Raw genomic sequence first — 14780 nt, forward strand, 5'->3', positions numbered from 1 at the left:
ACGGAGCTCAGCCCTTGACCTTGATCTCCGAGATGCCGCCACGGTAGCGATCCGGGGTGCTGGTCGGTAGCTCGGTGACGTGGACCAGTAGGTATCGCGTCCGTACGGGTTTGTCGAGCGTGGTGGTCAACTGACCGCCCGCGGTCTTCAAGGCCGTGATGTGCCGAGAGAAGGCGTCAAGAGTGGTGGGTTCCGACGCCGACGCTTCGGCCGCGAGGATCTCGACCTTCTGGCCGGGGCGGTAGAAGTCGACGTCGACGTGGGAGACGTTCTTGACGCTGCCGAGATCGACGATGATTCCACTGCCGTCTTCGTACCCGGCCAGGTTGCCGAAGTTCGGGTAGTTCCAGAACTCCTTGGTCACCCAGGCGGTGCTGGCATCGCGGTCTGCGGCCAGTTGCGCCTTTTCCGGAGCCATGGGGTCCTTGCCCAACTCCACCGCTCCCTGAATGGCGATCGGCTTGCTGGCAACCTTCGGGGCCTTCTTGTCGTCCTTCTCACTGGTGGACTTGCCCGGGTCCGGCTTGTTCTCGTCCTTCAGGAGGGTGTCCGCCAACTGCCAGCTGCCCAGGCCGAGGGCAGCGATCAGAAGCGCGGAGACGGCCCACTTGAGGGCCTTTCCGGTGCGGCTCTGCAACGGGGGCGGCGGAGGCACCGGGGCGGGCGCGCCGGAGGTGCGTGAGGTGCCGCCACGCAGCGGTTGGCCGTACGCCCCTTGCTGGTACGTGGTGCGCTGGTAGGCCGCAGAGGGCGTGAAGGCGGGCTCGGGCGGCCGGATGCGCGGCATGGCCGAGACGGCCTTGGCCAACTCCTCGGGCGTGGTGCAGGGCTGGTCCTGACGGGAGGCGGTGGCCCCGTCGTTGACCAGCGCGCGCATCGCCAGTTCGGACAGCCCCCGGTGGACTCCGGCGCGGACCTGGTCGGGGGCGATCAGCCCGACACCCTTGGGAAGCCCGGAGAGTCCGTAGGCGTCCTTCTCGTAGGGCCAGCGCTGGGTGAGCCCGGCGTACAGCAGCGCGCCGATCGCCTCGGTGTCGGTGCGCTGGGGGTGGTCGGCGCTGATACCCCGCAGGGCGGCCATCACCGCCAGGCCGCGGATGCGGTACTGGCCGGATTCCGTGCGTAGCACGGAGCCGGGGTTGAGGCGCAGATGAGCCAGTCCCTCGCGGTGGGCGGCGGCCATCGCCTGGGAGACCTGGCTGACCAACTGGTAGGCGTCGTGCGGCTCCAGTGGCCCCGCGGCCAGCACGGCGGTGAGTTCGGTGGCGTCCGGAAGCCACTCGTGGACGACGTAGACGAGGTCGTTCTCCTCGACGGCGTCGAGGACCTGGACGAAACGCGGGTCGCCCAGAAGCGCCGCCGAGCGAGCGGCGGCGAGGACCGGACGGGCCCGCGGATGGTCGGCCGGGAGAACGTGCACGCCGACGGCGCGGCGCAATTTTTCGTCCACCGCACGCCAACTGCTGAATCCGTCCAGACGGGTGACGCACTCCTCCAGACGGTAGCGTCTGGCCAGTTTGTGACCGCTGTGCAATTCGGGCGGGTTCGCGTCGGCCGCGGCGCCCGTCTCCCGGGTGCCCGCGGCCTCTGTGTCCTTGCCGGCCTTCTCTTCCGTCCCCGCCCCGTCGGCCGTGGCCTTGCCCGCCTCGGCGGTCAGCGGCTCCTCATCACCGCTGTCGGCCACGTCGACGGCAGCCGTGCTCCGTTCCGCCACCGTCGTTCCTGCCTCCCCATCCATTGCGCCTGGTCTGAGCCAAGACAATTGTGCCCACAGTCCGCCGCTATGCACGACACGCGATGGCGGACGATGGTTGTGCTCAATGATCAGCGACCGAGTCGTCCGCGCACCATACCGACCATGGCCGTCAGCTCTTCGATCCGCATCCGTTTCGCAGCAATGTAGAAGACCGCGATAAGAACGAGACCGCCGCCCGCCAAGGACGCTAGGGAGCCCGCCAGGCCGGAGCCGAGGGACTGGGTGATGGTGTAGGACGCCCCACCGCCGAGAAGGGCGGCGGGGACGCTGGCGCCCACGAGACGGGTGTAGGTGCGTACGACATGGCGCCCGTCCAGATCGCCGCCCAGACGGACGCGCAGACGCTTCCACGCCACGCCTACGCCGATCGTGTAGGCCAGCCCGTAGGAGGCGGCCATACCGACGACGGCCCAGCGGGCGGGCAGTGCCACGAAGCACAGGGCGGAGGCGGCGGCGTTCACGGCGGCGATGATCACCGTGTTGTAGAAGGGGGTGCGGGTGTCCTCGTAGGCGTAGAAGCCGCGGAGGACCACGTACTGCACCGAGAAGGGGATCAGGCCGAGGCCGAAGGCCATCAGCATGTAGCCCATGGACTGGGCGGCCTCGGTGCCGGAGGCGCCGAACAGCAGGGTGCACATGGGGATGCCGAGCGCGACGAACGCGAAGGCGATGGGCACGATGGCGACGGCGGAGGTACGCAGGCCCTGCGAGATGTCGTCGCGGACCGCCCCCGCGTCCCCGTCGGCGGCCGCCCGGGAGATCCGCGGCAGGAGGGCGGCCATCACCGAGACGGTGATGATCGCCTGGGGCATGCCCCAGATGAGCTGCGCGCTGGAGTAACCGAGGTAGCCGGTGCCGGGGAAGCCCTGGTTGTCGGCCTTGGAACCGGCCCAGGTGGCCAGCTGGGTCACCACGACGACACCCACCTGGTTGGCGAGGACGAACATGACGGTCCACTTGGCCAGCCGGGCCGCCTTGCCGAGGCCATGGCCGCGCCAGTCGAAGCGCGGACGGAACCTGAAGCCCGAGGCGCGAAGGTACGGGAACATCGCGAGCGCCTGGACGACCAGGCCGAGCAGGGTCCCGACGCCGAGCAGCTGGATGCCCTCCGGCGTGATGGTCCTGACCTCCATCTTCGAGCTGCTGGCCGTGCCGAAGACGTAGATGAACAGGCCGAAGGTGAAGATTATGACGATGTTGTTCAGGACCGGGGTCCACATCATCGCCCCGAAGCGGCCGCGGGCGTTGAGGATCTGCCCGACGACCACATGGACACCCATGAAGAAGATCGTGGGCAGGCAGTAGCGGGCGAAGGTGACCGCTACCTCGTTGGCCGGGGGGTTGCCCGCGATGTCGGCCGACATCATCCGCACCAGCAGCGGGGCCGCGAAGACGGCCACCGTGACCAGGAAGCCGAGGACCACCATCACCAGGGTGAGCAGGCGGTTGGCGTAGGCGACGCCGCCGTCCTCGTCCTCCTTCATGGCACGGACGAGCTGCGGGACGAACACCGAGTTCAGACCGCCGCCGATGGTGAGGATGTAGATCATCGTCGGCAGGGTGTAGGCGACGGCGTAGGTGTCACCGAGGGTGGCCGCGCCGAGCGCAGCGATGATCACCATCTGCCGGACGAAGCCGGTCAGCCGGGAGACCAGCGTTCCGGCGGCCATCAGCGCGCTGGACTGGAGCAGGCTCGCCGCCCGGCCGCCGGAGCGCTTGGGAGCGGGCTCGTCGGTGGCGGGAGCGGTGATCACCGGTGCGGCCATGGTGGGCGCGGCTGCCGACGGTGGTTCGGCCGGGGGCTCGGGCCGCGCGGGCCCGGGGACCGGAGCCTGACCCTGGGAGGGGGCGGGCGGATAGTCCTGGGGGCTCTGCGGATGGCCCTGGGAGGGCCGGGGCTCGTACGGCTGCTGGTCGCGGTAGAGATGAGCGAAGGCGTCCCGCTGGGGCGGCTCCCCCGGTCTGTAGCCGCCGCCCGCGTCCGCGCCCGGGTATCCCTGGGCCGCGGGGTCGGCGTACTGCTGCTGCGCGTGCCCCTGGCCGCCCGCGGGAGGCCAGGCCCGCGGGTCGTGGCCCCGGGGCGCGGCGGCCTGCTGGGGGTAGGACTGCTGCGGATGGCCGCCCTGCGGCGGTGTGGCGGGCGCGGCCCGGTCGTACAGCGGATCCGTCAGTGGATCTTGGCCGTACGCGTTCTGCGATGTATAGGGGTAGGGCGTGTAGGTGCCGGTGACGTACGGATCCTGGAGATAGGGGTCCTGCGTGTAGTGCGTCTGGCCGTACGCCTGACGGGGGTCGGCCGCGGGGGCCTGGGCGTCGCCCAGATACGGATCCTGCTGATGCGGTTCCGGTCCGTAAGGGTCCTGGGGGGTGTGAGGGGACGGCTGCGGCGGTGGTGGCCCCTGGCCATCACCGTCATATGGCGCGTTCATCGCTACCCCACCTCATCGTCCGCTGCGGCCGGCCGGCCCGGGCATTGCTCAATGCTCCACTTTCTCACCCGAGCCGGACGGGCCAGCGCTTTGCGAACCGGTGTCCGGCGCCGGGTCACTCGGCTGCTCGGGCACAAGAGCGTGGGACGGATCACATTCGTCGGTCTCCGCGGCTTCGCTCCCGGCCGCGGCGTCCTCGGTGTCCGAGTCCTCGTCCAGGGCCTCGTCCACGGCTTCGTCGCCCCCGTCATCGACCTCGGCGGCGGACCGCTTGCGCTGGACGTAGATCCGGATACCGGCGAGGACCAGCAGCAGCACACCGCCCGCGATCACGAGAATGACGGTCGAGGTGATTTCGGTGACATTCACCTTGAACTTCATCTCGCCGCCGTACGGCTGGCCGTCCGGGGTGTACAGCTGTGCCGAAACCCGCACCGGCCCGTTCGCGTTGGCCGTGGTGCCGAACTTCACGGACTGGCTGTGACCGCCCTCGACGGTGACGACCTGCGGTTCGCCGATCTCCAGCCGGTTGCCCTGCTGGGAGCGGAGGACCAGCCGCAGCTCGACCCCCTGCACCAGGTTGTTCTGCACGGTGACCGGGATGGTGGCGCTCCGCCCGGACAATGTCATGTTCGACTTGGGGACCAGGCGCACCTTCTTGGTCAGCCCGGACAGATAGCCCTGCACGTCACGGCGGAAACCGGCCGAGTGGTGGGCCTCACCGCGCCACGAGGTGGACATCTCACGCCTGATGGCGTTCCCGAAGGGGGTGACCACCCGGTACTTGGCGGTGAGGATGCGCTCGAACATGTCGAGCTTGCCCTGCGTCGTCTGGATGTCCTCGAACGCGTCGGTGGGCAGTTCCTGCTTCCGCAGCGCGCGCGGGTACGCACGGCCGCCGGGCACCCGCTGGGTGGCGTTCGGGTCGGGCTCGGCCTTCGCGGCCTGGCCCAGGCCGAGCGGCTCGCTCCACTGCCCGGAGAGGCCCTTCAGGGCCGCCGCCATCGACTGCGCCTGGCTGGTGGTGGGGATCCGCTGCGGGGCGACAACAACGCTGCGCTGCTTGTCCGGCGCCTGGAGGTTGATCATCTGGCTCTGGGCGAGGAACCGCTGGATGGCGAGTGTGGAGTTCTGCGGCGTGGACATGTCGCCGGTGAAGGCCGTGGACAGCCGTGCGTCGGCGACCACCGCCGTATTGCCGCCGCCGATCTGCCGGGCCGCGGTCGGGGTGTAGGAGAGGCCGCCGGTCTCCCGGAGGCTGTCGCTGCGGGCGATGACGTTGTGGGCACCCGCGGAGGTGGCGACATCGACGACGGAGGAGTCGACCGCCCCGTCCACCGGCCAGGCGAAGTCCGTGCGCGGCTTCACCCCGAGGACGGTCTGCACGGTCGTCGAGGCGAGTTCGGTGGCGTCCTGGAGGTGGCCGAGGGCGCCGGAGTTCTTGCCGCGGTGAGCGAGGGACGCGAGGTCGGGGTCGGCGAAGGGCAGTGCGATCACCTGGCGGTCCGCCACGGCCTTCTGGAGGTCGTTGAGCCACTGCTTGGCTACGGCCTGCCCGCGGCCCGGTGCGGTGTCGTCCCCGCCCCCGGGGGTCTCGACCTCGTAGTTCTTGGTCATCGCCTCGACCGTGGCGAGCAGATCGGGGTCGATCACCCAGGTGATGGGGAGGTCCTTCCCCAGGCTCACCATCTGCTGCAGCCGACCGCCGGGCGAGAGCTCCTTCACGAGACGGTCGTCACGGAAGATGGGGGTGCGGTCCTCGTCGTTGTCCGTGCGAGGGGTCACATGGGTGGACGAGATGAGCGGCCACAAAAAGGTGAGCTGGGACTTCTTCTTGGCCGGACCGGTCTGCCAGGGGAGGAAGGTGCGCTGGATCCCCAGCACATGCTGCCAGGGCCGGTCCCGCGTCTGTCCGCTGAGGGCGACCCCGAGCTGGTAGACGCCGTCCTGGCCGAGGCTCAGCTTGTCGACCGGTATGGAGAGAGAGAAGTCACGGCTGGCGCCTGCCGCCAGCTTGCCGATCTTCTGGGCGTACTTGCCGCCGATCTCGCTGCCGTCCGCGCCCTCGCTGTAACCGGTACGACGGGCGGCGTTGTCGATCGCGTTGCGCCCGTTGAGGGCCGGACCCACACGGAGGCCGACATGGGAGCCGGAGATCGCCGTCCTGGTGCCGTTGGTGACGGTTCCGCCGACCGTGAGGGTGTCACCCTTCTTCGGCGAGGTGGGCGTCATCGAGGTGATGGCGACGTCGACGGAGCGTGAGCGGGTGACTTTGCTCTCGGGGAGCACCGCGGAGGCCGTGAGGGCCGTCCGGGCCGTGTGCTCCGCCGAGGCCGCGTGCGCGGCGGGCGCCGCGGGGATCTGCGTTCCGCCCGCGAGTACCGGCACGGCCGCGAGGAATGCCGCCGTGCGCCGCAGCCATCGACGGGCACGAGCGGAAGTGGTCCCCCGGTGGTCTGCCGCATCGGCCACGTGCTCGCCCGTCCCTCGTCGTCAGTGGTCGTCAGTGGTCGTCGCAATGTGCGTCCACGGAATGGTAACGATGCCCGCTGTGGCGAAGTGCTGTGGAGAGCTCTACAAGATCGTTACGGGATCGGTTGCGCCGAGCAACGTGGAGGCCCCGAGGCGCGCGGCCACGTACCCTGTGCTGTTGTGCCGAACGCCAACAATGACAGCCGATCCCCGCAGTCGACCAATGAGCTCAGCCAGGTGCAGCGCCGTGCCGTGGCCGAACTGCTGCGGGTCTCCCCCGTCGCCGACGATCTCGCCCGCCGGTTCGAGCAGGCCGGGTTCCGGCTGGCTCTCGTCGGTGGCTCGGTCCGCGACGCGCTGCTCGGCCGCCTCGGCAACGACCTGGATTTCACGACGGATGCCCGGCCCGACGACGTACTGAAAATCGTCCGTCCCTGGGCGGACGCGCTCTGGGAGGTCGGCATCGCCTTCGGCACCGTTGGCTGCCGGAAGGACGCTCCCAACGGAAACGGACCACAGCAGAGCTTTCAGATTGAAATTACGACGTATCGGTCAGAAGCCTATGACCGGACATCTCGGAAGCCTGAGGTGTCCTACGGCGACTCCATCGAGGAGGACCTGGTCCGGCGGGACTTCACCGTGAACGCGATGGCGGTGGCGCTTCCGCAGAAGGAGTTCATCGACCCGCACAACGGGCTGGAGGACCTGGCCGCCCGGGTGCTGCGTACGCCCGGGACGCCCGAGGAGTCCTTCTCCGACGACCCGCTGCGGATGATGCGTGCCGCGCGGTTCGCCGCCCAGCTGGACTTCGAGGTCGCGCCCGACGTGGTCGCCGCGATGACGTCCATGGCCGGCCGTATCGAGATCGTCTCGGCCGAGCGGGTGCGTGAAGAGCTCAACAAGCTGGTCCTGGGCGCTTGCCCCCGTCAGGGGCTGCGGCTGCTCGTCGACACCGGGCTCGCCGACTGCGTCCTGCCGGAGCTTCCCGCGCTGCGGCTGGAGCGTGATGAGCATCACCGGCACAAGGATGTCTACGAGCACTCGCTGACCGTGCTGGAGCAGGCCATCGATCTGGAGGAGGACGGACCGGATCTGGTGCTGCGGCTGGCGGCCCTGCTGCATGACATCGGCAAGCCGAGGACGCGCCGGTTCGAGAAGGACGGCCGGGTCTCCTTCCATCACCACGAGGTGGTGGGCGCCAAGATGACCAAGTCGCGGATGATCAAGCTGAAGTACTCCAACGAGATGGTGAAGGACGTCTCACGTCTGGTTGAACTGCATCTGCGCTTCCACGGCTACGGCACGGGCGAGTGGACCGACTCCGCGGTGCGCCGCTATGTGCGCGATGCGGGACCGCTGCTGGACCGGCTGCACAAGCTGACCCGCTCGGACTGCACCACGCGCAACAAGCGCAAGGCGACAGCGCTTTCTCGTGCCTACGACGGGCTCGAGGAGCGCATCGCGCGGCTCCAGGAGCAGGAGGAGCTGGACGCGATCCGCCCGGATCTGGACGGCAACGAGATCATGAAGATCCTCGGAATCGCCCCCGGACCGCAGGTCGGCCAGGCGTACAAGCATCTGCTGGAGCTCCGGCTGGAGCACGGTCCGATGGAACGGGACGACGCCGTGGCTGCACTCAAGGAGTGGTGGGCGGCCCAGTCGCAGGGCTGACGCCGACGGCGGATCTGCGTTTCCGGCGTGCCTGCGTTTCACACGCGGCCTACGTTTCACGTGAAACATCGCACCGCTCCTCCCTCCTCTGGTCCTGTTTCACGTGAAACAGGACCAGGGACGCGGTCGTCGCGTAGAGCAGTGCCACGCAGACCACCAGAAGAGACGAGACCCCGTCGGGTGGCAGCATGACGGCGGCGACTCCCGCGGCGCCCACGAAGGCGACATTGAACAGGACGTCATAGAGGGAGAAGATCCGGCCGCGGAAGTCGTCGTCGATCGACGACTGCACCACGGTGTCGGTGGCGATCTTCGCCCCCTGGGTGGTGAGCCCGAGAACAAAAGCGGCGACGAGTATCGGCGCCGGCTCGAAGGGCAGTCCCAGACCCGGTTCCAGAAAGGCGGCGGCTGCCGCGCACACCATGATCCAGGAGAGCTGTCCATCAGTGCGGGAGTGGGTACCGGTGGCGCTGAGCCGTCCCACCGCCCAGGGTGTGATCAGTGCGGCCGCGAAGAAACCCGCGCCGGAGACACCGACCGCCAAGCCGAGCAGGGCCAGTCCGTCGGCCTCGGTGCCGGCCCACTCATAGCGGCAGAGCATCAGCACCATCACCGTGAGCGCGCCGTAGCAGAAGCGCATCAGAGTCATCGCGGTCAGGGCCAAGGTGGGGTCCCGGCGCTTCAGCAGATGCCGCACCCCCGCGACCAGACCGTGTGCGGTGCTCAGCAGCGCGGCGCGAAGCCGGGGCTGGAGCACGGCCGGATCGGGACCCAGCAGTCCGAGTGGCATCACGAGTGCCGCGAGTCCCGCGCCGAGGTAGAGCATGGCGCCCAGCAGGACGACCAGCGCGTCCGACGAGGAGCCGCCCGGGCCCGACAGACGGATGATGAAGGCCACCATGCCGCCGAGCGTGGCCGCCAGCGTTCCCGCGGTCGGCGACAGGGAGTTGGCCATCACCAGCCGCTCCGGACTGTCCACCACACGCGGCAGCGCGGCCGAGAGTCCCGCCAGCACAAAGCGGTTCACGGCCGTCACGGAGAGGGCGGAGACGTAGAAGAGCGCGTCCGGCACCTGGGCGAGCACCAGAACGGCGGTTCCGGCGGCCAGTCCGGAGCGCAGCAGGTTGCCGTAGAGCAGGACCTGCCGACGGCGCCAGCGGTCCAGCAATACACCGGCGAACGGGCCGAGGAGTGAATAGGGGAGCAGCAGCACCGCCATGGCGGAGGCGATGGCCGTGGCGGAGGTCTCCTTCTCGGGGGAGAAGACCACATAGGTGGCCAGCGAGACCTGGTAGACCCCGTCGGCGGCCTGGGACAGCAGCCGGACGGCCAGGAGGTGGCGGAAGTCGCGGAGTTGCAGCAGTACGCGGAGATCACGCACAACAGGCATGACGCCACTTTCACACACGACACGGGCCTCCGGGTGTATTACCCGAAGGCCCGTGATCATGCGGCGAGCACGTTCCTAGCGCTCGACCTCACCGTTGATGAACTTCTCCACGTTCTCCCGGGCCTCGTCGTCGAAGTACTGCACGGGCGGCGACTTCATGAAGTACGAGGAGGCGGAGAGGATCGGACCGCCGATACCCCGGTCCTTGGCGATCTTCGCAGCGCGCAGGGCGTCGATGATGACACCCGCGGAGTTCGGGGAGTCCCAGACCTCGAGCTTGTACTCCAGGTTCAGCGGGACGTCGCCGAACGCGCGGCCCTCGAGGCGGACGTACGCCCACTTGCGGTCGTCCAGCCAGGCCACGTAGTCGGACGGGCCGATGTGGACATTGTCCTCGCCGAGGTCCCGGTCGGGGATCTGCGAGGTGACGGCCTGCGTCTTGGAGATCTTCTTGGACTCCAGGCGCTCGCGCTCGAGCATGTTCTTGAAGTCCATGTTGCCGCCGACGTTCAGCTGCATGGTGCGGTCCAGGATGACGCCCCGGTCCTCGAACAGCTTCGCCATCACGCGGTGTGTGATGGTCGCGCCGACCTGCGACTTGATGTCGTCACCGACGATCGGCACACCGGCCTCGGTGAACTTGTCCGCCCACTCCTTGGTACCGGCGATGAACACCGGGAGCGCGTTCACGAACGCGACCTTGGCGTCGATGGCACACTGCGCGTAGAACTTCGCGGCGTCCTCGGAGCCCACGGGCAGGTAGCAGACGAGAACGTCGACCTGCTTGTCCTTGAGGACCTGCACGACGTCGACGGGGGTCTCCTCGGACTCGTCGATGGTCTGGCGGTAGTACTTGCCCAGACCGTCGAGCGTGTGGCCACGCTGGACCGAGACGCCGGTGGACGGCACGTCACAGATCTTGATGGTGTTGTTCTCGCTGGCGCCGATGGCGTCGGCGAGGTCCAGGCCGACCTTCTTCGCGTCCACGTCGAACGCGGCCACGAACTCCACGTCACGTACGTGGTAGTCGCCGAACTGCACGTGCATCAGACCCGGCACGCGGGTGTCCGGGTCGGCGTCCTTGTAGTACTCGACGCCCTGCACCAGCGAGGCGGCGCAGTTGCCCACGCCGACGATGGCTACACGAACCGAACCCATTCCGGTTGCTCCCTGTGTGTACTGGACGAAGCCCTGCTCGGATTGCGGGGGCCTCATATGGCGGTGTCATCGGACGGATCCGGCCGGGAACCACCCCGGTGCCGGGGCAGGCCGCCCGTATCTTCTGACTGGTCCTGGTGTGGCGACCGGCCCGGTTCCTGTTCCGGCGTCCGGTCCTGCCCGGCGGTACCGCTGCGCTGGTCGCGCCCGGCCCGCTCACTCTCGATCAGCTCGTTCAGCCAGCGGACCTCGCGCTCCACCGACTCCATCCCGTGCCGCTGCAACTCGAGGGTGTAGTCGTCCAGGCGCTCACGGGTGCGGGAGAGGGAGGCACGCATCTTCTCCAGACGCTCCTCCAGACGGCTGCGCCGTCCTTCCAGCACCCGCATCCGCACATCACGTGACGTCTGACCGAAGAAGGCGAAGCGGACGCCGAAGTGCTCATCCTCCCAGGCGTCCGGCCCGGTGTGGGCGAGCAGCTCCTCGAAGCGCTCCTTGCCCTCCGCCGTCAATCTGTAGACGATCTTCGCCCTGCGCCCGGCGAGGGTCGCCGCGAGGGCCTCCTCGGGGGCGCTGCCGGGCTCCTCGATCAACCAGCCGTTGGCGACCAGCGTCTTGAGGCAGGGGTAGAGGCTGCCGTAGCTGAACGCACGGAACACCCCGAGTGAGGTGTTGAGGCGTTTCCGCAGCTCATATCCGTGCATCGGGGACTCGCGGAGCAGGCCGAGGACGGCGAACTCAAGCACGCCGGAGCGTCTGCTCATGTCCCGCCTCCCCTGTCTCCTGAGTAGCTATGCCGAGCTGATGTATCGACTCGATACATCCAGACGATAGAACCACGATCCTGGTGCGACAAGAGGGACCACGGTGAACGGCGTCACATCATCAATTCGTGGGACTCAATCTGACGGTTATGGAGTGAAGATGGCGGGTGGGCGGGTTTTGACCGTGCGTACTCTGTTCGCCATGCAGACCTACGGGAACCATGCGACGCTGCGATGCGTCCTCGTCCCGGATGCAGTGCGTCCGGTTGCCTGGCGTGGCCGGATCGCACATCGGGGGGACCGGAAGCCACCTGCCGCTTTCAGGCGATAGAGCCTGCCCGAGGAGTAGTCGTTCCATGAGCGAGCACCGTCGCAAGCCGCCACAGCCCCAGGGCGGCGGACGAGCAGCGGCCCGACGAGCCGGACAGCAGTCGTCCGGCCGTCGTGCAGCACCGACGCACCATGCCGCCGGCGGGTCGGGGTCCGGCCCGCGCGGGGAAGAGCGTCCTATTGGTAGTCGAGCGGAGGCCCGGCGAGCCGCCCAGCGCGGCGGTGGCCGCAGACGAGCCCCCGATCCGGGGGCAGGGCGCGCGGGCCGCGGCCGCGGCAACGGTCAGCCGAAGAAGCGCTTCATCGACTACCCCCGGGCGGGCAAGTCGGGTTTCCGGCGTTGGGTCCCGTCCTGGAAGCTGGTGACGGGTAGCTTCATCTTCTTCTTCGCGGTGCTCCTCGGCGCCGTGGGCATCGGGCTGTGGGTGGTGGAGGTACCCACAGCCCAGGCCGCGTCAAAGACCCAGAAGAACGTGTACTACTGGGCGGACGGCAAGCAGATGGTGGTCTCGGGCGGTGGAGACCTCAACCGCCAGATCGTGCCCCTGGACCAGATTCCGAAGTCCATGCAGAACGCGGTGATCTCCGCGGAGAACGCCAGCTTCTACGACGACTCCGGCGTCGACCCGATGGGTATCGCGCGCGCGGTCGTCAACATGGCGCGCGGCGGTGCGACACAGAGTGGTTCGACCATCACCCAGCAGTTCGTCAAGAACACCTACCTCGACCAGTCGCAGACGCTGACGCGCAAGGTCAAGGAGCTGTTCATCTCCATAAAGGTGGGCGCCACCCAGGAGAAGGACGACATCCTCGCCGGGTACCTCAACACCGCGTACTACGGACGCGGTGCCTACGGCTGTCAGGCCGCGGCCCGCGCGTACTACGACAAGGACTGCGTGAACCTCACGCCCAGTCAGTCGGCCTTCCTCGCCGCGACGCTGAACGGCCCGAACCTCTACGACCCGAACGGCGGCTACGGCCCCAACGCCGACAAGGCCGCCAACCAGAAGCGGGCCGAGTCGCGCTGGAAGTGGATTCTCAGGCGTGAGGCCCAGGTGGGCAGGATGTCCAAGGCATCCGCCGAGAAGTGGATCGCCAAGAAGTTCCCGACCCCGAGGGAGCCGCGGGTCGCGACGAACAAGCAGGGCCAGATCGGCTATCTGACCGAACTCGCCGACAACTACATCGTCGCCAACACCGGCATCTCCAACGCCCAGTTGCACAAGGGCGGCTATCAGATCCACACCACCTTCGACCGCAAGAAGATGGGCCAGCTCGAGAAGGCCGTCCAGAAGGTCTCCAAGGAGAACATCAAGCCGAAGCAGCGCGACGTCGACCACTACGTGCAGTTCGGCGGTGCCTCGGTGGAGCCCAAGACGGGCAAGATCAAGGCCATCTACGGCGGCAAGAACGCGCTGCAGCACTATCGCAACAACGCCGACTACACCGGTGTCCAGGTGGGGTCGACCTTCAAGCCCTTCGTTCTGGCCGCGGCGATGACCGACGGAAAGCGGGATCCGGAGGGCGGAAGAGAGCAACCCGCGTCCCAGCGCACGCTGGTCTCACCGAACAGTGTCTACAACGGTGACAACAAGCTCACCCTGCGTGATTACAACGGGGAGATCTGGCGCGACAAGCACAACAAGGAGTGGCACCAGAGAAACGACGGTGACGAGGACAAGGGCCGCATCACCCTGCGCACCGCGATGCAGTACTCGGTGAACACGCCCTACATCCAGCTGGGCATGGACGTCGGCACCGACAAGGTGCGGGACGCGGCGCTGCGGGCGGGCCTCACCAAGGAGCAGCTGTCCGAGATCACGCCGAGCTTCTCCCTGGGCACCTCCGCACCCAGTGCCATCCGGCTCGCCGGGGCGTACGCGACCTTCGCGGCCAGCGGACAGCAGGCCGACCCGTACTCGGTCGAGAAGATCGAGGACAAGGACGGCGAGGTCTACAACCACAAGGAGAAGGCCAAGGTCACCCGGGCGTTCGACGCGGCTGTGGCGAACAACGTCACCGACGTCCTGGAGAACGTCGTCCAGAAGGGCACCGGAACCTCGGCGCAGATCGGCCGTCCGGCGGCGGGCAAGACGGGTACCACCGACGAGAACAAGTCGGCGTGGTTCTCCGGCTACACCCCGCAGCTGTCCACGTCGATCGGCATGTGGCGGGTGAACGACAAGGCCAAGAAGCAGAAGTTCCTGTCCATGCGCGGCGTGGGCGGCCAGGAGTCGATCCACGGAGCGTCGTACCCGGCCGAGATCTGGGCCGACTACATGCGCGAGGCCATGAAGGGCGAGCCGGCCAAGAGCTTCCCGGCGCCGGAGCCGGTCGGTAAGAAGGTCTTCGGCAATGACGCGAGTCCGAGCCCGACGCCTCCGCCGCCGTCCAAGACCCCCTCGCAGGAGCCGTCGGAGACACCCTCCGAGACGCCGTCGGAGACGCCTTCCGAGAGCCCGTCGCCCACCGAGACCTGTGATCCGCTGGACATCAGGTGCAACGACAGTGGTGGGGGCAACGGCAACGGCGGGAACAACGGCGGTCCGGGCGGGGGCCCGGGCGGTGGTCCGGGGGGTGACACGGCCACGCCGAGCACGGAACCACCCGGTGACGACAGCGGCGGAATCTTCGGTGGCCCGACCGGCTACCGCAGGGAGGAATAGCTCCTCCCACGCCCCTCACCCACACCGGCGGCCGCGCCGGAGCGCATTCTGCTCCGGCGCGGCCGCCGCCGTTCGGGGACCTCCGCAGTCCCTCGGGCGGCTCCAGGCCCCTTTCCCGGTCGATAGGCTCCCAAGACCTCCCGT

The 14780-nt window shown here is 68.3% G+C and carries 8 protein-coding genes; 2 read left to right on the plus strand and 6 right to left on the minus strand.

Going from position 1 to position 14780, the window contains the following annotated elements; genetic code table 11:
- Positions 1 to 7 precede the first annotated feature (7 nt).
- The 3 genes from HUT19_RS20225 to HUT19_RS20235 form a co-directional block, all read right to left on the minus strand.
- Entirely contained in the window at positions 8 to 1714 is a 1707-nt protein-coding gene (locus HUT19_RS20225) for a protein kinase family protein (protein ID WP_176181821.1), read from the minus strand.
- Positions 1715 to 1824: 110 nt separating this feature from the next.
- Entirely contained in the window at positions 1825 to 4185 is a 2361-nt protein-coding gene (gene murJ, locus HUT19_RS20230; protein ID WP_176181822.1) for a murein biosynthesis integral membrane protein MurJ, read from the minus strand.
- Between the two features lie 48 nt (positions 4186 to 4233).
- Positions 4234 to 6657 (minus strand): DUF6049 family protein, encoded by a 2424-nt coding sequence (locus tag HUT19_RS20235; protein ID WP_176181823.1) that lies wholly within the window; start codon positions 6655 to 6657, stop codon positions 4234 to 4236.
- A gap of 180 nt (positions 6658 to 6837) precedes the next feature.
- Between HUT19_RS20235 and HUT19_RS20240 the strand changes: the two genes are divergently transcribed.
- On the plus strand, positions 6838 to 8328 hold the full coding sequence (locus HUT19_RS20240) for a CCA tRNA nucleotidyltransferase (RefSeq protein WP_176181824.1): 1491 nt from the start codon (positions 6838 to 6840) through the stop codon (positions 8326 to 8328).
- 49 nt (positions 8329 to 8377) lie between these two features.
- Here HUT19_RS20240 and HUT19_RS20245 read toward each other — a convergent pair whose 3' ends face one another.
- From HUT19_RS20245 to HUT19_RS20255, 3 genes are all read right to left on the minus strand, one after another.
- A complete protein-coding gene (locus HUT19_RS20245; protein WP_176181825.1) occupies positions 8378 to 9718 on the minus strand; it encodes an MFS transporter in 1341 nt (446 codons plus the stop codon).
- A 75-nt stretch (positions 9719 to 9793) separates the two neighbouring features.
- A complete protein-coding gene (locus tag HUT19_RS20250; RefSeq protein ID WP_176181826.1) occupies positions 9794 to 10876 on the minus strand; it encodes an inositol-3-phosphate synthase in 1083 nt (360 codons plus the stop codon).
- 53 nt (positions 10877 to 10929) lie between these two features.
- The gene (locus tag HUT19_RS20255; protein ID WP_176181827.1) at positions 10930 to 11640 is read right to left on the minus strand and encodes a PadR family transcriptional regulator; all 711 of its coding nucleotides are present in this window, start codon (positions 11638 to 11640) and stop codon (positions 10930 to 10932) included.
- A 356-nt stretch (positions 11641 to 11996) separates the two neighbouring features.
- Here HUT19_RS20255 and HUT19_RS20260 point away from each other — a divergent pair, with 356 nt between their 5' ends.
- Positions 11997 to 14636 (plus strand): transglycosylase domain-containing protein, encoded by a 2640-nt coding sequence (locus HUT19_RS20260; protein ID WP_176181828.1) that lies wholly within the window; start codon positions 11997 to 11999, stop codon positions 14634 to 14636.
- Positions 14637 to 14780: the final 144 nt, after the last annotated feature.

It is taken from the genome of Streptomyces sp. NA02950 (assembly GCF_013364155.1).
In the GTDB taxonomy this organism is placed as follows: Bacteria; Actinomycetota; Actinomycetes; order Streptomycetales; family Streptomycetaceae; genus Streptomyces.

What these genes read in the sequence shown, in the direction of transcription:
- HUT19_RS20245 (WP_176181825.1), bottom strand. Translation starts at nt 9,718, where the DNA reads ATGCCTGTTGTGCGTGATCTCCGCGTACTGCTGCAACTCCGCGACTTC.
- HUT19_RS20260 (WP_176181828.1), top strand. Translation starts at nt 11,997, where the DNA reads ATGAGCGAGCACCGTCGCAAGCCGCCACAGCCCCAGGGCGGCGGACGA.
- HUT19_RS20250 (WP_176181826.1), bottom strand. Translation starts at nt 10,876, where the DNA reads ATGGGTTCGGTTCGTGTAGCCATCGTCGGCGTGGGCAACTGCGCCGCC.
- HUT19_RS20255 (WP_176181827.1), bottom strand. Translation starts at nt 11,640, where the DNA reads ATGAGCAGACGCTCCGGCGTGCTTGAGTTCGCCGTCCTCGGCCTGCTC.
- murJ (WP_176181822.1), bottom strand. Translation starts at nt 4,185, where the DNA reads ATGAACGCGCCATATGACGGTGATGGCCAGGGGCCACCACCGCCGCAG.